At 69.6% G+C, this 17,168-nt stretch carries 18 protein-coding genes; 7 read left to right on the top strand and 11 right to left on the bottom strand.

Going from position 1 to position 17,168, the window contains the following annotated elements; translation table 11 throughout:
- Positions 1 to 105 precede the first annotated feature (105 nt).
- Positions 106 to 690: an NUDIX hydrolase gene (locus OHS81_RS03945; RefSeq protein ID WP_328382453.1), complete on the top strand. Its 585-nt coding sequence runs from the start codon at positions 106 to 108 to the stop codon at positions 688 to 690.
- Here OHS81_RS03945 and OHS81_RS03940 read toward each other — a convergent pair.
- From OHS81_RS03940 to OHS81_RS03920, 5 genes are all read right to left on the bottom strand, one after another.
- Complete coding sequence (locus OHS81_RS03940) at positions 584 to 1,489, bottom strand: hypothetical protein (RefSeq protein ID WP_328382451.1); 906 nt, start codon at positions 1,487 to 1,489, stop codon at positions 584 to 586. The two genes, OHS81_RS03945 and OHS81_RS03940, sit on opposite strands and share 107 nt — an antisense overlap.
- 15 nt (positions 1,490 to 1,504) lie before the next feature.
- Entirely contained in the window at positions 1,505 to 2,788 is a 1,284-nt protein-coding gene (locus OHS81_RS03935; protein WP_328382449.1) for a hypothetical protein, read from the bottom strand.
- Positions 2,789 to 3,093: 305 nt separating this feature from the next.
- Positions 3,094 to 3,783 carry a LutC/YkgG family protein gene (locus tag OHS81_RS03930; protein WP_328382447.1) on the bottom strand — a complete coding sequence of 230 codons (690 nt, stop codon included), beginning with the start codon at positions 3,781 to 3,783 and terminating at the stop codon, positions 3,094 to 3,096.
- Positions 3,780 to 5,342: a lactate utilization protein B gene (locus tag OHS81_RS03925; RefSeq protein ID WP_328382445.1), complete on the bottom strand. Its 1,563-nt coding sequence runs from the start codon at positions 5,340 to 5,342 to the stop codon at positions 3,780 to 3,782. The genes OHS81_RS03930 and OHS81_RS03925 overlap by 4 nt, the downstream gene beginning before the upstream one ends.
- On the bottom strand, positions 5,339 to 6,118 hold the full coding sequence (locus OHS81_RS03920) for a (Fe-S)-binding protein (protein WP_328382443.1): 780 nt from the start codon (positions 6,116 to 6,118) through the stop codon (positions 5,339 to 5,341). Before OHS81_RS03920 ends, OHS81_RS03925 begins: the two co-directional genes overlap by 4 nt.
- A gap of 133 nt (positions 6,119 to 6,251) precedes the next feature.
- Between OHS81_RS03920 and OHS81_RS03915 the strand changes: the two genes are divergently transcribed.
- Complete coding sequence (locus tag OHS81_RS03915) at positions 6,252 to 7,556, top strand: MFS transporter (protein WP_328390883.1); 1,305 nt, start codon at positions 6,252 to 6,254, stop codon at positions 7,554 to 7,556.
- Between the two features lie 524 nt (positions 7,557 to 8,080).
- Here the strand turns inward: OHS81_RS03915 and OHS81_RS03910 are convergent.
- From OHS81_RS03910 to OHS81_RS03890, 5 genes are all read right to left on the bottom strand, one after another.
- Positions 8,081 to 9,337 carry an NAD(P)-binding domain-containing protein gene (locus OHS81_RS03910; RefSeq protein WP_328382441.1) on the bottom strand — a complete coding sequence of 419 codons (1,257 nt, stop codon included), beginning with the start codon at positions 9,335 to 9,337 and terminating at the stop codon, positions 8,081 to 8,083.
- A gap of 153 nt (positions 9,338 to 9,490) precedes the next feature.
- Positions 9,491 to 10,696 (bottom strand): LLM class flavin-dependent oxidoreductase, encoded by a 1,206-nt coding sequence (locus tag OHS81_RS03905; RefSeq protein ID WP_328382439.1) that lies wholly within the window; start codon positions 10,694 to 10,696, stop codon positions 9,491 to 9,493.
- 1 nt (position 10,697) lies between these two features.
- On the bottom strand, positions 10,698 to 11,747 hold the full coding sequence (locus tag OHS81_RS03900) for an ABC transporter substrate-binding protein (RefSeq protein WP_328382438.1): 1,050 nt from the start codon (positions 11,745 to 11,747) through the stop codon (positions 10,698 to 10,700).
- Between the two features lie 220 nt (positions 11,748 to 11,967).
- Positions 11,968 to 12,909 carry an ABC transporter ATP-binding protein gene (locus OHS81_RS03895; RefSeq protein WP_328382436.1) on the bottom strand — a complete coding sequence of 314 codons (942 nt, stop codon included), beginning with the start codon at positions 12,907 to 12,909 and terminating at the stop codon, positions 11,968 to 11,970.
- On the bottom strand, positions 12,882 to 13,805 hold the full coding sequence (locus OHS81_RS03890) for an ABC transporter permease (RefSeq protein ID WP_328382434.1): 924 nt from the start codon (positions 13,803 to 13,805) through the stop codon (positions 12,882 to 12,884). Before OHS81_RS03890 ends, OHS81_RS03895 begins: the two co-directional genes overlap by 28 nt.
- A gap of 82 nt (positions 13,806 to 13,887) precedes the next feature.
- Here OHS81_RS03890 and OHS81_RS03885 point away from each other — a divergent pair, with 82 nt between their 5' ends.
- On the top strand, positions 13,888 to 14,079 hold the full coding sequence (locus tag OHS81_RS03885) for a hypothetical protein (protein WP_328382432.1): 192 nt from the start codon (positions 13,888 to 13,890) through the stop codon (positions 14,077 to 14,079).
- A gap of 196 nt (positions 14,080 to 14,275) precedes the next feature.
- Here OHS81_RS03885 and OHS81_RS37345 read toward each other — a convergent pair whose 3' ends face one another.
- Positions 14,276 to 14,365, bottom strand: coding sequence for a putative leader peptide (locus tag OHS81_RS37345; protein WP_361135822.1), 90 nt, complete (start codon positions 14,363 to 14,365; stop codon positions 14,276 to 14,278).
- 145 nt (positions 14,366 to 14,510) lie between these two features.
- On the opposite strand from OHS81_RS37345, the gene OHS81_RS03880 reads away from it, so the two are divergent.
- The 4 genes from OHS81_RS03880 (at position 14,511) to OHS81_RS03865 (ending at position 17,036) form a co-directional block, all read left to right on the top strand.
- Positions 14,511 to 14,933, top strand: coding sequence for a YjbQ family protein (locus OHS81_RS03880; protein WP_328382430.1), 423 nt, complete (start codon positions 14,511 to 14,513; stop codon positions 14,931 to 14,933).
- Between the two features lie 84 nt (positions 14,934 to 15,017).
- Positions 15,018 to 15,389 (top strand): recombinase family protein, encoded by a 372-nt coding sequence (locus OHS81_RS03875; protein WP_328382428.1) that lies wholly within the window; start codon positions 15,018 to 15,020, stop codon positions 15,387 to 15,389.
- Between the two features lie 128 nt (positions 15,390 to 15,517).
- A complete protein-coding gene (locus OHS81_RS03870) occupies positions 15,518 to 15,985 on the top strand; it encodes a hypothetical protein (protein WP_328382426.1) in 468 nt (155 codons plus the stop codon).
- Between the two features lie 475 nt (positions 15,986 to 16,460).
- The gene (locus tag OHS81_RS03865; RefSeq protein ID WP_328382424.1) at positions 16,461 to 17,036 is read left to right on the top strand and encodes a hypothetical protein; all 576 of its coding nucleotides are present in this window, start codon (positions 16,461 to 16,463) and stop codon (positions 17,034 to 17,036) included.
- Positions 17,037 to 17,168 lie beyond the last annotated feature (132 nt).

The following is a 17,168-nucleotide window of genomic DNA, read 5'->3' as shown; positions in this document are numbered from 1 at the left end:
TGCTGCGGCAGGTGACCGCGGAACCGGCCCCTCGTGGGGTCATCGCCGGTACGGTGGACCTCCGCCACGGGCCTGCGCCCGTCTCTTCGGATTGCGAGATGTCCGATGAACCAGACTGCAGCAGACACTTATCTGGCCGCGGCGGTGGTGGTGCACGATGCTCGTGTGCTGATCGTGCGCCGTAGCTACCGCGAGCGTTTTCTGCCCGGCGCGTGGGGTGTGCCGTGCGGGAAGCTCGATCGAGGGGAGTCCGCCGAGAGCGGCGCCTTGCGCGAGCTGAAGGAAGAGACCGGGATCCTCGGCACCATCGTCGCGCACACCGGATCCTCCGGCTTCCTGAGCGACTATCAGGGCCGCCGGGTCCACAACCACCAGGAGAACTTCATCGTCCGACCCCTGACGCTGGATGTCGTCCTGCCCAGCGCGGATCAGGCCCATGTGTGGGCACGGCCCGCCGACCTGGCCGGGATCGGGGTGGACGCCTACAACCTCGGGGTGATCCGCCAGGCACTCGGCGGCCGGCTCGACGCCACGGGAATCCGGGCCATGACGGCCCGCTTCGGGCGCCTGGCGCCACCCCCTTTCAGTAGCCCAAAGAGCCTGCCAGAGAGTCGAGTTCGGCAAGGTAGACGGCCGGTGACAGCGGAGTCTTGGGCGGCGGATCCGCCCGCTCGGCGCCGCCGGCCCTGAGGGCGCCGCTGCTCCGGCCGTTGCCGCTGTCCATGACGGAGCCGCTGTTCGTGGCGGAGCCGTGCGTGACGGAGCCCTCCGTGACGGAGCGGCTGCCCGTGGCGGAGTTGCCGTTGGTGGCGGAGCCGTTCGCCGCGGGGATGGCGTCCGTGGTGGAGCTGCTGTGCTCCCCGGCGTAGCCCGTGACGCGGCTGCCGTCCCTGACGTAGACATCGGTCACCGAGCGCTGTGGGGCGGTCTCCAGGAACAGCGTCACCGTCGGCTCCTCGCTCACCACCCGGTGCAGCGTATGGGCGGCCAGGCCGTAGCTCCGGCCCGGGCCGTACTGCTCGGTGCACATGAGCCGCAGGCGTGCGGGCCCGACCCGCCGGAGCCGCCAGGCGCCGCCGGGGCCGTCGATCGTCTCCCGGTAGGCGGTCGCGGGCACGCCGTTCGCGGCCGTTTCGTAGCACTCCATGCGGACGCGCCCGCGCACCACCGCCGAGGCGATCGCGCACCGGTGGTTGTGGATGTCCTCGGGGGCCCGGCCGGCCCCGCCGTGCCAGAGATGGACCCGCAGCATGAACCGCGGGGCGCCGGCCAGCAGCAACAGTTTGTCGAAGCCCAGTACATGGCGGTACGAGAGCCGGGTGCACTCCGCCAGATCCAGATCGCCGGCGGACAGCCGGCGCACCAGCGGACCGAGCGTGTCCGGCTGTGCCAGTCGGGCGGTCACCGCGCGTGCCGACTCGGGCGACGGCAGCCCCGGCCCGCCGCCCAGCCGTTCCGCCAGCAGCCGCCGGGCTTCCTCGATCTGCATGAGTCCGACTCCTCTTCATGGCCGGTAGACCATCAATGCATGCCGCCGCAGCACCGAAAGACCCTGATACGCCATCCACACCGGGTGTCCCATGGGCCCGTCGTCCCACCGCCACACCCCGCTCCGCTGCATGCCGTGGACCCGCGCCATGGCAGTGGTCAGCTGCGCCTCCCACACCGGCAGGCCCACGTCCTCGGCCGCGACCTTGCGGGCTCCGTCCGTCATCAGCGCACGCGCCACCCATGCGGCGGCGAAATGCCGTACCGACAGCAGCTCTTGATGCAGTGGATCCTCCTGGTCCGGCCGCCGTACCTCTTCCTGGCAGTTCTGCAGATCGGTCATGTCACCCGCCGGTGTCGCCGGGCCGGCCAGCAGCCAGCGCAGCCCTTCCTCGCGCACCGTACGCTGCCGCTCGTCCTCGCCCAGTACGCATGCGGCCCGGTCCAGCGCCACCACCGCCCGCGCGGTGTGCGCCGCGGACGGCGCCGGGTTACCGCGGCCGCCGGCCAGCGCCGCGCCCCAGCAGCGGTGGTTGCCGCGCGCCGGGTCGGCCGTGGCGCCATGGACCAGCACCTCGCGCAGTCCTTCCAGCGCGGTGGCGCCGGGCGCCGCCCGCAGCAGTCCGCGCAGGACATTCGTCACGACATAGGTGTTGGCCAGCCCGGACGCGTCATGGTCGGGGTTCCACAACCCCTCGCAGGAGCGTATTTCGGCCTCCAGCAGTCGTGGATCGGCGCCGGCCCGCGCCAGCGCACCCAGCACGATCGCGGACACCTCGGGCCGCGCCCCGCTGCCCTGGGAGCGGGCGGCCCACCCGCCGCCGGGAAGCCGCAGCCGCCACAGCGTCTCGGCCACCTGCCCCGCCCGTATGCGGCCGTCGTACGGCGCGATGTCGAGCAGCAGGTGCAGCCCGTACGCCGTACCGAACGCCGTCGGGTGCACCGGTGGATCGCTCTCCGCGAGAGAGTGCGGCCATCCGGTGAGTGGTCCGTGCCCGGACACCTCGATCACCGAGAGGCCGCGCCGCAGCGCCTGGTACGTGCCGTCCATCAGCTCGGGGAGTGATCCGGCGGGCGAGGGCGCGGGGCCGGTCGGCGCTGCCGCGACGGCATCCGTGGCCGCCGCACGCGTCCGCAGCAGGGCCGCGGCCAGCCACACCACCGCACCCACGCCGACGCCGGCGGTCGCCGCCACGCAGTAACGCGCCGCCTCGCCCGCGAGATTCTGCGGCAGGATTCCCAGCAGCGTCTGGAACACGGCGAACGCGGCGGCCGGGACGCCCAGCCGCCCCAGCCACATCAGCAGCCGGGAAGGGGCGGAGTCCGGCGGAGGGGCAAGAGGCGGCCGTCCGGGATCCGGTGCGGGTAAGCGGCGGTCCGGGCCGGAACGCCGTGAGGGCAAGCGGCCGGCCGTGCCGGAACGCCGTGGTGGTAAACCCTGCCGCAGCACCATCTGCTCCCTCCTCCCCCCGGGCGCGCACCTCGCACAGCGTGTGCGAACAGCATCCCGGCCAGTGTAGGAATCCCCACTGACAACGGGGTCGCACACCTGTCGCAGCCTCCCGCGGCCACGGTCGCCCCGCCCCCGCGCTCCCCGCTGCCCGCTCAGTCCGCTTCCGGTGCCGCCGCCAGCAGAATCACCTCCAGCGTCCGCGGCCCGTGCACCCCCTCCACCCGGTCGAGTTCGATGTCGCTGGTCGCGGACGGGCCGGAGATCCAGGTCAGCGGGCGGTCCGGTGCCACCCGTGGCAGCGCCTCCGGCACCGAGCCGACCACCTGGTCAGGGACCCGGACGACACAGAGGTGGTGGTCCGGCACCAGTGTGATCCGGCGTCTGCCCTGGTCGGGGCCCGCGTCCAGGATCAGGGTGCCGGTCTCCGCGATGGCCACCGCACAGCCGGTCAGCACACTGTCCACGAGGTCGAGTTCACGGGCCGTGCTCGATGCGCGGTCCTCGACGAGGGGGACGTCGGTGCCGGTCGTCCACGAGGCATCCAGGCCCGGCGGCACCAGCACGCACCGCGCCCCGCGCTCCGCGAGCAGCCGGCCGATCAGCCCGGGCAGCCTCTCGGCATCGGTCCGGTGCACGATCGCCCGGTAGTCCGCGAGATTCTCCGCGAGCAGATCCACGGTCTGCTCGCGCGTCCGGGACCCGTGCACCCGCTGGTAGTTCCGTGCCACCGGCGGACCGCCCCGGCCCTCGCCGGCCGGTCCTTCGCCGCCCGGCCCCGCACCGGGCGGCACATCGGCCAGCGCCTGCCGCACCCGCGCCAACACCACGTCCCGGCTGCTCACTTGGCCTCTCCTCGCTGCTCCGACGACGTATCGGTCCCGGACGTGGTACCGCGTCCCGACGACGTACCGGATTCCGATGACGTACCGCGCCCCGACGACATGCCGCGGGTGCGCTGCCACCAGTCGCGGAAGGACTCGGCCGGCACCTCGGGCAGATCGCGCGTCTGCGACCAGGCGCGGCCCGGCCCCGGCAGCCGCCGTGGATGCAGCCGACGGGTGCGAGCCGCCAGCCGCATCCCGGTACGCAGTGCGCCCGGGTGATCGAAGGCCCAGCCCGCCGCGCGCATCGCGGCCCGCTCCGCGGCATGCCCCTTGGCCGGTTGGAGAACGGTGCGTGTCCCGCCCAGGGTGACCGGCCCGCCCTGCACGACCCGCTCCCGCAGATGCACCAGCACCTCGGGGATGTCGATGGCCACCGGGCACACCTCGTAGCAGGCCCCGCACAGCGACGAGGCATACGGCAGCGACGCCTCCAAGGGGCCTGCCAGTCCGCGCAGTTGCGGGGTGAGGATGGCACCGATCGGGCCGGGGTAGGGCGATCCGTACGCATGCCCGCCGACCCGCTCGTACACCGGGCAGACGTTCAGACACGCCGAGCAGCGGATGCAGCGCAGCGCCTGCCGCCCGACGGTGTCGGCAAGGGTGTCGGTGCGCCCGTTGTCGAGCAGCACCAGATGGAAGGTCTGCGGCCCGTCGCCGTCCGTGGTGCCCGTCCAGGTGGAGGTGTACGGATTCATCCGCTCGGCGGTGGAGGAGCGGGGCAGCAACTGCAGAAAGATCTCCAGGTCCTGCCAGTCGGGCACCACCTTCTCGATGCCGACGACGGAGATCAGCGTCTCGGGGAGGGTCAGGCACATCCGGCCATTGCCCTCGGACTCCACGACGACCAGGGTGCCGGTCTCCGCGACCATGAAGTTGGCCCCCGAGATCCCGACCTTCGCGGACAGGAACTTCTCCCGCAGGTGCAGCCGCGCCGCCTCGGCGAGCTCGGCGGGGGAGTCGGCCAGCCCTTCGGGTGCCGGGCGGCCCCAAGAGGCCATCTCACGGCGGAAGATGTCGCGGATCTCGGAGCGGTTGCGGTGGATGGCCGGGACCAGGATGTGCGACGGCAGATCGTGGCCGAGCTGCACGATCAGCTCGGCCAGATCCGTCTCGTACGCACGGATACCGGCCCCGGCCAGGGCCTCGTTGAGCCCGATCTCCTGCGTCGCCATCGACTTGACCTTGACGACCTCGCTCTCGCCGGTCTCCCGCACCAGCCGGGTGACGATCCGGTTGGCCTCGTCGGCGTCGAGGGCCCAGTGGACCTGCCCGCCCGCGGCGGTGACCGCGGCCTCCAGCTGCTCCAGATAGTGGTCGAGATGGCGCAGCGTACGGTCCTTCACCGCGGCGCCCGCGGCCCGCAGCTCCGCCCAGTCGTCCAGCTCCGCTACGGCCTTGGCCCGTTTGTCGCGGATGGTGTGCGTGGCACGGGTGAGGTTGGCGCGCAGCCGGGTGTCGCGGGTGGCGGTGGCCGCGGCACGGGGGAAGGCCGGCATACCCAGGTAGGTGCCGCTCACCGCACACCTCCTTCCGTACCGGCCGTACCGGCCGTACCGGCCGTACTGGCCAGGATCTCGGCGATATGGACCGGGCGGACCGGCGCGCCCCGGCGGCTGAGGGTGCCGCCGATGTGCAGCAGACAGGAGTTGTCGACCGTGCAGACCGCCTCGGCACCGGTGGAGAGGATGTGGCGGACCTTGTCGGCGCCCATCGCCGCCGAGACCGCCGGGTTCTTCACCGCGAAGGTGCCGCCGAACCCGCAGCACTCCTCGGCGTCCGGCAGTTCCCGCAGCTCCAGCCCCTCGACGTGCTCCAGCAACCGCCGCGGCCGGTCGCCCAGCCCCAGCATCCGCAGACCGTGACAGGTGGGGTGGTAGGTGACGGTATGCGGGAAGTAGGCACCGACGTCCTCCACCTTCAGCACATCCACCAGAAACTCGGTCAGTTCGTACGTCTTGGGCACGGCGACCGCCGCCGCGTCGACGAGTCCCCGGCCGCGCCCTTCGGCGGCCGCCTTCGCCGCGATCCGCGGGTAGTTGTCCCGCACCATCGCCGCACACGAACCGGACGGGGTGACCACATACTCGTAGTCCTGGAACGCCCGGTCGAAGCGGCGCAGCAGCGGCTCGGCCGCCTGTCGGTATCCGGTGTTGAACTGCGGCTGGCCACAGCAGCTCTGCCCGGCGGGGAAACCGACTTCCACCCCCAGCCGCTCCAGCAGCGCCACCACCGCCTGCCCCGTCCGCGGATGGAGCATGTCGTTGATACAGGTGACGAACAGTGCTACGCGCACGTTGCCCTCTCCTTTCGGCTGCCTTTCGACTGCCACAGCCCCTGGCGGCCACCCGCTTCCGCGGTACATGATCACCTGGCGGCTCATCCTGCCCCAGCAGCAGGCCAACGAGAAGAACCAGGAGCGGAGGACCATGTCGAGCGCCGAGCACATAGCCGAGGAACAGGCACCGAACGGTGCCCGCCCGCCGTCACGGCTGCGGCAACTGGCCGCCGCCTCGATCGGCAACGCCGTCGAGTGGTACGACTGGTACGCGTACTCCTTCCTCGCGGTCTACTTCGCGGGGCAGGTCTTCCCCGAAGGCGCCGGCGATTCGCTGGTGCCGCTGCTCTCCACCTTCGCCGTCTTCGCCGTCGGCTTCTTCATGCGCCCGATCGGCGGACTGCTGATGGGCGCGATCGCCGACCGCCGCGGCCGGCGGACGGCACTGACGCTGACCATCCTGCTGATGGGCGGCGGCAGCCTGCTGGTCGCGCTCACCCCCACCTACGAGGCCGCCGGGCTGCTGGCGCCCTTCGTCCTGGTCATCGCCCGCCTGGTGCAGGGACTGTCGGTGGGCGGTGAGTTCGCGGCCTCCACGACCTTCCTCGTCGAATCGGCGGGACCCGGCAGGCGCGGCCTGTTCTCCAGCTTCCAGTACGTGTCCACGACCCTCGGCCAACTGCTGGCCTCCGGGACCGCGGCGCTGCTCGTCGCGCTGCTCACCGAGCACCAGATGGGGCAGTGGGGCTGGCGGGTGCCGTTCCTCATCGGCGCGCTGCTGAGCCTGCTGGGGCTGTGGATCCGGCGTGGCGCCCAGGAGACCCGGAGCCTCGAACAGCAGGCGGCCGACCGCCCCGGCCTCTTCGAGGCACTGCGCCGCCACCCCCGCCAGTCCCTGCTCATCTGCGGCATCACCGCGGGCGGCACCATCGCCTACTACACCTGGACGACCTACCTGCCCACGTATGCGCAGGTCAACGCGGGCTTCGACAAGGGCGATGCGCTCACCGTCGGCACCCTCTCGCTCGCCTTCTTCGCCCTGCTCCAGCCGCTCGGCGGCATGCTCTCGGACCGCATCGGCCGCAAACCGCTGCTGCTCGGCTTCTCGCTGGGCTTCGCCGTTCTCGCGGTACCGCTGTTGCACCTGGTCACCGACGCCTTCTTCTCGCTGCTGCTGGTGCAGTGCGCGGGTATGGTGCTGCTCACCGGCTACACCGCGGTCGCCGCGGCCGTGAACGTCGAGGTGTTCCCCGCGCGGGTGCGTGCCGCCGGTATCGGCTTCCCGTACTCCCTCACCGTGGCCCTCTTCGGCGGCACGGCCCCCTACGTCGGCACCTGGTTCAAGCAGGCCGGCCACGCCGACCTCTTTCCCTGGTACGTGGCCGTGCTCTGCCTCGTCTCGTTCCTCGTCTATCTGACGCTGCCGGAGACCTCTCGGCAGAAGCTGGAGAAGTAGCCCGGGCGGGGGCGGGAGTGCGGTGGTGAGAACGGGACCACAGAAAAGCGCCGCCCCTCCCGGGACAGGGAGGGGCGGCGCCTTGGGGACGAGGTCTGTCAGACGAGCCAGCCCACGAGGTGGAGGATGTGGGCCAAGAGAGAGGTGAGGATGTCCATCGGGATCTTCTCCTTGAAGTTGTGGGACTCAACTCTCCGGCCCAGCAAGGGGTTTGGGCCGAAGGCGTGGTAACGGCCTGCAGCCCGCCGCTCGCGCCCCGTTATCATCGCCCGTTGCTATGAGTCAATTGAAGCCCTTCCCTTTTCGATCATACGCACCGGCGAACAGGTGCTCATGGGGACGTCCGTTCGCCTGAAGGTGTGCGGGAAGTGGTCCGTGGGGAGGGCGGTTGTGGTGTTGTGCCGCATGGGCGCTTCGGCGGTTCCCGGACTTCGGCCGGGCTTCAGCCGGCCTTCGCCCGTTCTCCGGCAGTGCCTCGGCCGTGACTCCGGGCCTGCCGGCCCAACCGCCCATCCGGACTCGCCCTATGAGACGAGGCTGCCGGCAACCTCCGCCTCCGCATGGGCTCGTCGTGGTCGTGGTCGTGGTAGGGCTCGGGGCCGAGGAGGTGTGGCGAGCAGCCGACGGAGGTCGCCGACCGCGGCACGTCCCGCGCGGTTGGCGCCGATGGTGCTCGCCGACGGCCCGTAACCGACGAGATGGACCCGCGGATCGCGCAGCGTGCGGGTGCCGTCCATCCGGATGCCGCCGCCCGGTTCGCGCAGGTGCAGCGGGGCGAGATGGTCGAGGGCGGCACGAAAGCCCGTGGCATAAAGGATCACATCGGCCTCGACCGTACGTCCGTCGTGCCAGCGCACGCCCGTGGGCGTGACGTGCTCGAAGAGCGGCAGCCGCTCCAGTACGCCGGTCTCCCGGGCCTGCCGGATGGCCTCGGTCATCGGTAGCCCGGTCACGCTCACCACGCTCCGCGGTGGCAGCCCCTGCCTGACCCGCTCCTCCACCAGGGCGACCGCGGCCCTGCCCTGCTCCGCACCGAACGGCCCCTCGCGGAACACCGGCGGCCGGCGGGTCACCCAGGTCGTGGCGGCCGCGACCGGTGCGATCTCCATCAGCTGCTGTACGGCAGAGGTCCCGCCGCCCACGACCACAACCCGCATACCACGGAAGCTCTCCGGCCCGTTGTACGAAGAGCTGTGAAGCTGACGGCCGGCGAATGTCTCCTGCCCGGGAAACCGCGGCCAGAACGGCCGGTCCCAAGTACCGGTCGCATTGATCAGCGCCCGCGCCGCATAGTCCCCCTCCGACGTTTCGACCAGCAGCCGCCTTCCCTCAACGTCCCCGCCAGGCTCGGTCCAGGGGGCCCCACCGCTCTCGCGCACCGCTGTCACGCTCACCGGCCGGTGCACCCGCAGCCCGAAGGTCTGCTCGTAACGGTCGAAGTACGCCCCGATCACCTCGGACGACGGGCGGCGCGGATCGGCGTCGGTCAGTTCCATGCCCGGCAGCGCATGCATCCCGTGCACCGTGGCGTACGTCAGCGTGGGCCACCGGAACTGCCAGGCGCCCCCGGGGCGCGGGGAGTGATCGAGCACCACGAAGTCCCGGTCCGGCGCATAGCCGGCCCGTCGCAGATGAAAGGCGGCGGCCAACCCGGCCTGCCCGGCACCGATCACTACGACGTCGACCTTGGCCTTGGCCTCGGCATCGGCATCGGCCTCGACCTTGGCATCGGCATTGGCCTCGACCTTGGCATCGACCCCACGCACCCCGGTGTAGTTCATGTTTCACCTAACGGGGTGAGGGGCGGTTGTCTTCCCGCGAGGTACAGGTGACTCCCGCGAGGTGCGGGCCGTTTCCCACCACGGCCCATGGCCCACGGCTCACGGCCCGCGGCCCACGACGGCTCACGCCCCACGCCCCACGGGAACACAACCTCAGCGACCGCCCGCGATCAGCAGCGGCGCCCCGCCCGGCGCGGAGGCCGGCCGGCCGTTGGCCGCCGGAACACCGTCCAGCGGAGCGGGACCCGCATCCAGCAGCCCCCGGGCGGCCAGCTCCGGCCGTACGCCCTCCCCGAACCAGTACGCCTCCTCCAGATGCGGATAGCCGGAGAGCACAAAGTGCTCAATGCCCAGGGAGTGGTACTCCTCGATCCGGTCGGCCACCTCGGCATGGCTGCCGACCAGCGCGGTGCCCGCCCCGCCCCGCACCAAACCGACCCCCGCCCAAAGATTGGGCGAGATCTCCAGCTTGTCGCGCGAGCCGCCGTGCAGCGCCAGCATCCGCTGCTGCCCCACCGACTCGCTCTTGCCCAGCGCCTGTTGCGCGGCCGCGACCGTCGCCGGATCGAGGTCGTCGAGCAGCCGGTCGGCGGTCGCCCAGGCCTCTTGGGACGAGTCCCGGGAGATGGTGTGCAGCCGGATGCCGAACCGGACCGTACGCCCCTCCTTCTCCGCCAGCCCGCGAATCCAGTCGATCTTCTGCTTGACCTCCTCGGGCGGCTCTCCCCAGGTGAGGTACACATCCACATTCCGGGCGGCGACCGGCCCCGCGGCAGCGGACGAGCCGCCGAAGAAGATCTGCGGCAGCGGATCCGGCGGCAGTGCCGTCAGACCGCCTTGGACCTGATAGTGCTCGCCTTTGAAGTCGAACGGCGCGCCGCCCCACACCCCGCGGACGACCTGCAGGAACTCATCCGTACGGGCATACCGCCGGTCATGGTCGAGATGATCGCCGAACCGCTTCTGCTCGGTCGAATCGCCCCCGGTCACCACATTCAGCAGCAGCCGCCCGCGCGAGATCCGCTGATAGGTTGCGGCCATCTGCGCCGCCAGCACCGGCGAGATCACCCCCGGACGGAAGGCGACCAGGAATTTCAGCCGCTCGGTGACCTGGGTGAGCGCCACCGTCGTCAGCCAGGCGTCCTCGCACCACGTGCCCGTCGGTGTGAGCACCGCCTCGAACCCCAACTGCTCGGCAGCCTTGGCGATCTGCGCCAGATACTCGATGTCCGGGGCCCGTACCCCGCTGACCGGGGTGATGCGGTCACGCCGGATACCGCCGTCGGTGTAGGCGTGGCGGTCGACGAGGGTGCGCCCGTCGCCGCCGGTCGGCAGGAACCAATGCAGGTGTACGGACATCTCAGTGAGCCTTTCCATAGGTACGCGGCGCCGTGCTCGAAGGCTGCAGGCCACCGTTGAAACGGGGGTCGACGAAGTCCCCGAAGCGGAACGAGCGGGGGATCAGCTTCACCGCCGCGAACGAGTCGGCGATCTGCTGCTCGGAGGCGATGGCGGCCTTGTCCACGGCGACCGTGACCGCCGTACCGCGGGTGCGCTTGACCGCGTCCAGCGCCACCTTGTCCGGCAGCCCGGTCTCCTTCGCCCAGGCCTTCGCCCAGACGTCGGGGTGCTTGAACACCCAGTTCTGCGCCCGCCGCAACCGGTCCGTGTAGTCCTTCAGCGCCGCCGTCTTCTTCTTGTCGTCCAGCGCGGCCGGCGCTGCCACCTGGAAGCTCAGCCCGTTCACGACCCCTTGCCCGGTGGTCAGCACCCGGGCACCGGCCTGATCCAGTGCCTGCGAGGTGTACGGGTCCCACACCGCCCAGGCATCCACCTTGCCCCGGGTGAACGCGGCGAGCGCATCGGCCGGCTGCAGGTAGTTGAGCGTGACGTCCTTCGGCGTCAGCCCGGCCTTCTTCAGCGAGGCAATGAGCTGGTAGTGCGCGGAGCTGCCCTGGGCCACGGCGATCGACTTGCCCTTCAGCTGCGACGGCTGCTTGAGCGGGGAGCCCTTCTTCACCAGGATCGCCTCGCCGTCCGACCGGCTGTGTGTCCCGGCGATCACCTTGATCTTCGACTTCGCGGCGGCGGCGAACACCGGCGGAGTGTTGCCGACCCCGCCCACATCCACCGCTCCCGCGTTGATCGCCTCCAGCAGCGGCGGCCCCGAGGTGAAGGTCGACCACTTGATCTTGTACGGAAGGTCGTCCAACTCGCCGGCGGCCCGCAGCAACGCCTCCGAACCACCCTTCTGGTCCCCGACGTTGAGGGTCAGCGACCCCTTGCCGTCGGTCCCGCTGCCGGTCCCCCCACCGGCCCCCTTGGCCCCCGATGCACCTCCGCAGGCTGCCAGCAGCAGCGTGAGCGGGAGCAGCAGGGCGGCGGCCGGTGCGATAGGTCGTGCTCTCATGGGGCGTCCGTTTCCTTCGGGGGTGAGGTGGGGCGGTGTGGGGTGGGCTGGGCTTGAAGGGGTGAGGGGAGCGGGTGGTGCGGGGGAGGGGGAGGTGTCGGGCAGCGGGTGTCGGGCAACGGACATCGGGGGTCGGAGGTCGGGGGTCGGCATCGGGGGAGAGGGCCGCCGACTGTGCAGCTATGACGGCTGGTTGTCGGCCGTCCCCTCCGTGGCAGGGTCAGGCGGCAGCGGGGGAGACGCCGGCCGTGCGGGAGCGGACATCCTCCGACTCGCCCCCGACATCGCCAGAACCTTCACTCCCCTCCGCGCTCTCCGTTCCCTCGTCTGCCTCGTCTGCCTCGTCTGCCTCGTCTGCCTCGTCTGCCTCGTCGGGCTCCTCTCCCTCCTCGCCGTCCTCGTCCTCCACCCCAAGGCGGTCGAGCAACCGGGCGCGCAACGCACCGAAGCGTGGATCGGAAAGAGTGCGCGGCCGCGGCAGATCCACCGTGGTCTCGTACGCGATCCGGCCGTCCTCCATCACCAGCGCCCGGTCCGCGAGCAGCAGGGCCTCCTCCACGTCATGGGTCACCAGCAGCACCGCGCATCCGCGCTCCTGCCACAGCTCGGCCACCAGGCGCTGTGCCGTGATCCGGGTCAGTGCGTCGAGGGCGCCGAACGGCTCGTCGAGCAGCAGCAGGTCCGGCTCCCGCACCAGCGCACGGGCGAGTGACGCACGCTGGGCCTCGCCGCCGGAGAGTGTCTTGGGCCAGGCGTCCGCCCGATGGCCGAGCCCGACCTCCTCCAACGCCCTTACGGCGACCTCGCGTTCCGGGCGGCCCGGCAGCCCCAGCAGCACATTCCGCCAGACCCGCTTCCAGGGCATCAGCCGCGGCGCCTGGAACGCCACGGCCTTGCGGCGCGGCACCAGCACCTCGCCGTCGATTTCCTGGTCGAGCCCGGCCAGCACCCGCAGCAAGGTCGATTTACCGCAACCACTGCGCCCGAGCAACGCCACGAACTCGCCCGGCTGAATGGACAGGTCAAGACCGTCGATAACGGCCCGTCCGCCGAAGGACCGCACCAATCCGCCGACCCGTACGGCGGAACCGGAGAGCCCGGCACGCGTGACCTGCCGTCCCTGCTCGGTGTCGGTCACTGACCCGTGAACGTCGGTCGCCATTGCAGCAGCTGCCTTTCGAAGGTACGGACGAGAAAGTCGGCAATGAGCCCGAGAATCGCGTAGACCACGAGGCACACCACGATCACGTCGGTGCGGAAGAATTCCCTGGCCTGGTTCATCAGAAAGCCGAGGCCGTCGTCGGCGTTGACCTGCTCGCCGAAGACCAGCGCGAGCCACGCGGTGGCCAGCGAATAGCGCAGCCCGGTCATCGCATCCGGAAGCGCACCGGGCAGCACCACATGCCGGATCAGCCCCCACCGGCTCAGCCCGAGCGACTGCCCGGCCTCCACCAACTGGGCGTCGACGCCACGGATTCCGGCATAGACATTCAGATATAGATGGAACGCCACACCCAGCGAGATCAACGCAATCTTGGGTGCCTCTCCGATGCCCAGCCAGATGATGAACAGCGGAATCACACCCACCCAGGGAATGGAACGCAGCATCTGCACGGTCGCGTCGACCAGATCCTCACCGAGCCGAGAAAGCCCCGACACAAGCGCCAGCGCCACACCCGCCACACCACCCAACAACAGCCCGACCGCGACCCGTTGAAGGGAAACCAGCATCGCGGAGGGCAGTGTTCCGTCCGACACCAGGTCTCCGGCGGTCGCAGCGATGGTCCCGGGCGACGCCAGGATCTGGGCCTCCAGGGCACCGCTCGCGCTGAGCACCTGCCACAGGACCAGCAGCGCGACCGGCCCCACCGTTCGGCGCAGCCACCGCGGCACCGACCATCGCCGTCCGGAAACCGGATCGACGCGCACCAACTCAGGCCCATCGGACCCGGCCTCGGAATTCAGCCCCGCCTCCACCCCCTTCACCAGTGACGAGGCTGCTGCTTCAGCGGATGTATCGGGCGGTGCATGGCGCGCCACGGCCTGATCGACAGTCATCAATACTCCACGAGGGGGGGACGGGTGAGGGGGGAGAAGAGAACAGGGAGAGGGAGAGGGAGAGGGAACTGGGCGGAAAGGGATGAATGCCGCGCACGCCCGCCCGCACTACGAAAATCAGCGCCCAGCCGGCGGCAACAACAAGAGCATCGCCGCCATCACCCCCGAGATGACCACCGAAACGACCGCCGAAACGACCGCGCGCCAGACCGGCAGCCGGCACCAACGCAAACGATCCGCGGCAATCACTCGAGAGGCCCTGGAGAGGCCCTGAAGGAATTCAGGTCCCACCAAGACGGAAAGAAAGACAGAAAGCCTCAAAACGGCCGCGCACAGCCACAGCGAGCCGATCGCCGACCGCAAAGCACCGCGAAACGCGAAAGGGGAACGCCCTCAACAACGCCCTGAACCACGGCAACGGCATCCGCAACGACAGCGACAACCGCAATGACAGCGACAGCGCAAAGGCATCAACAACAGCCGCCGCGGTGACACGCGGCAGACGCCACCCGCAGCAGGTCGATATGACCGCGCGTGGTGAGCAGGGCTGATGTGGGCATGTCGCTGAACGTAGCGGTGCGCCGCGAGAGGGGTCAAACGTCATCTCGGCTCGTGGACCATTGTTGCCGGAGTATTGAGGCAGCATTGCGGAAGAGACCCGGGGGGTTGCGGACCGGGGCAGGTCGTCCGTACCAAAATGAACGCATGAGCACCGCATTCACCACCCGCGTCCTCGACGTCACCACAGGCTCGTCGGAGACCGTCGCCGACCTCACTGCCGACTGCGCAGCCTTCCTCCGAGAGACGGCAGACGGCCGCGACGGCCTGCTGAACATCTTCGTTCCGCACGCCACTGCCGGCATCGCCGTCCTGGAAACCGGCGCTGGCAGCGACGAAGACCTTCTGGCGGCCCTGCACGACCTCCTCCCGGCCGACAACCGCTGGCGCCACCGTCACGGCACCCCCGGCCACGGCCGCGACCACGTCCTGCCCGCCCTCGTCCCACCCCACGCCTCCCTCCCGGTCGTGGCGGGCAGGATGGCACTCGGTACCTGGCAGTCCGTCTGTTTGGTCGACACCAACATCTCTAATGTCAACCGTCAGGTTCGACTGAGCTTCCTGGGCTGACCAAGATCGTCCTGGGGGTGGCCGTGAATTCTCCGTACCCTGCGTGCCCGAAACGGAGAGACCTTGCGCGGTACGGACCTGAACATGATCGAACGACCCTACGACGGATACGGAAAGTGCCTGCTCGGCGTGCGGCGGCTGTCCCGCATGAAGCTGGCCACGTCGTCCCCGGAGCGCCAACGGGAGGACGTGCTGACAGCCGCAGCATCTGTCGGCGGGCACATCATCGGCTGGGCTGACGACTGGGAGGTATCGGGAGCCACGGACCCAGTCACCCGGCCCAAGCTCGGCCCGTGGCTTCGTGACGAGCGGGGGCCGTACGACGGCCTCGTCGCCGCAGCGGTGGACCGGCTTGGCCGCAACGTCGTTGACTGCCTGAACACCGGCTACAAGATGCGTGACGAGGGAAAGCCGATCCCGAGCGCAACACGCCCAGTAGCGAAGCGGCCCGCCTGAATCGTGCAGGGGAACAGGCTCCTATCGATCACTTGGCCGTCATGTGCGGGAAGCCGTCGCGCGGCCGGCCGTGGTATCCGACGAGCCTGCGGAACATACTTCTTTCCGAGGCAGCCCTGGGATACCTGATGCACAACGGAAAGCCCGTCATCGACCAGGAAGGGAATCCGGTACGGGTCTGCGAGGGCCCGTGGGACCGGGCCACCCCCGAGGCATTGAAGAAGGTTCTCACCGCCGGGGCCACTCCGTGGAAGGGCCGCCGTACCAACCGCAGCTACCTGCTCACAGAAGTGGCATTGTGCGGGCAGTGCCATAACAGGGTGTACACGCAGACACAGAACTCACCAGCTATGCCACCCCGCTATGCATGCACCGCCCGGAACAAGGGATGGCTGAGCGCAAAGGACTGCCGCCCCGCGCCGCTTATCCGCACCCATTTCCTCGATGGGCATGTCGAGGAGTGGTTTCTGCAGAAGTTCGGTGACGGCGTGATCTTCGAGACCGTCTACGACCCTGGTAACGGAGTGCCGGAACGCATTGCCGAAGTGCAGGCAACGAGGGAGCGGTTCCGGGCCGACTGGGAGGCAGGCCTGTAAGACGCGGCTGATGATGCCCAGTGGTTTCGGGAACGATATGCCGCCCTGGGGCGTGAACTGGCCGTGTTGGAGTCCGAGCCGCAGCGTCCGCCAGGGATGGTCCAACGGCCGACGGGAGAGACGGTCGCGGACCGCTGGCACAAGGCACTCGATGCCCAGGCTCGCAAAGAGATCCTCCTGGACTTCGGCGTGCGGGTCACTCCCTTCCCGGCTGGGGCTCCCGTCCGTTGCGTGGTCGGCGTCATGCACGCGCCGGATCGGAATCCTTCCGGAATCGGGTAGGGGCGCTACACCAATTTCCCGGCTGCGCCAAGCTGCGGATTTCATCGACCATCGGATCCCTGACTCTTGGTTGTGCAGAGGAGTGACGTGGAACGTGGTGGCTGAGGGAATCCGAGCTGGGACGGCTGTCGGCACCTTTTGGGCCGAAGAGGAACGATGTGGAGGGGGCTCGGTGGCCCTGTCGTCATGGCTGATGACTACAACGAACGAGGAAGTGGCAGCCACAGTTGCCGGGCTCTACGGTGGCCGGCCTCGAAGTCGTGGTCGACGACAGGAAGCCTTTGAACTGATGCTGGACAGGGATGCGATCGCGGTGAACATCGATGGTCCAAGGTCTGTGATCAACCGTATGGTGCTGGAGCAGGGAGATGGGCGCGGACCGATTCATGTCTGCGATGGATCCAACGTCCTTGAGCCGATGGACAACGCAGGTGACCCTTGTGGCTGTCCCGAGTCGGTCTTCGACCGAAAAGCCGCTGCTCGGTCCGGTCAGGGCCCCAAACTGGATGCCCGTCTCGCTTTCAGGCTCGCCGCGGCATCCGACGTGGGGATGTTCTTCCTGGCTTCGTCGTCGTGGGCATTTTCCGACTCGTTGAGCGCCGCAGTTGTCGGTATGAAGCGTGGAGCCAGCGGGGCGCGGATGGAGATATCTCTACAGCGGAAGGTCGTCACCACGAGGTCAGGCATGGCTGTCAGCTATGTGCATCCGATCCTCTCAGTCGCTGAACCTGACTTCGTCACCCCAGGCCATCTGCAACTTGCGGCATAACTCCGGAGATCGGTTCAGTGAGCTTCTTAACGTAGAAAGGCCACCTCACGAGGGCAGACTGGCCACTCTTGAGAATTTCCGCTCCGGCTGTCGGTGCATCTCACGTGCGGCGCGGAGGCGATACGCCGCACT

Source organism: Streptomyces sp. NBC_00400 (assembly GCF_036048035.1).
In the GTDB taxonomy this organism is placed as follows: domain Bacteria; phylum Actinomycetota; class Actinomycetes; order Streptomycetales; family Streptomycetaceae; genus Streptomyces.
This window is presented reverse-complemented; position numbering and strand designations above follow the sequence as displayed.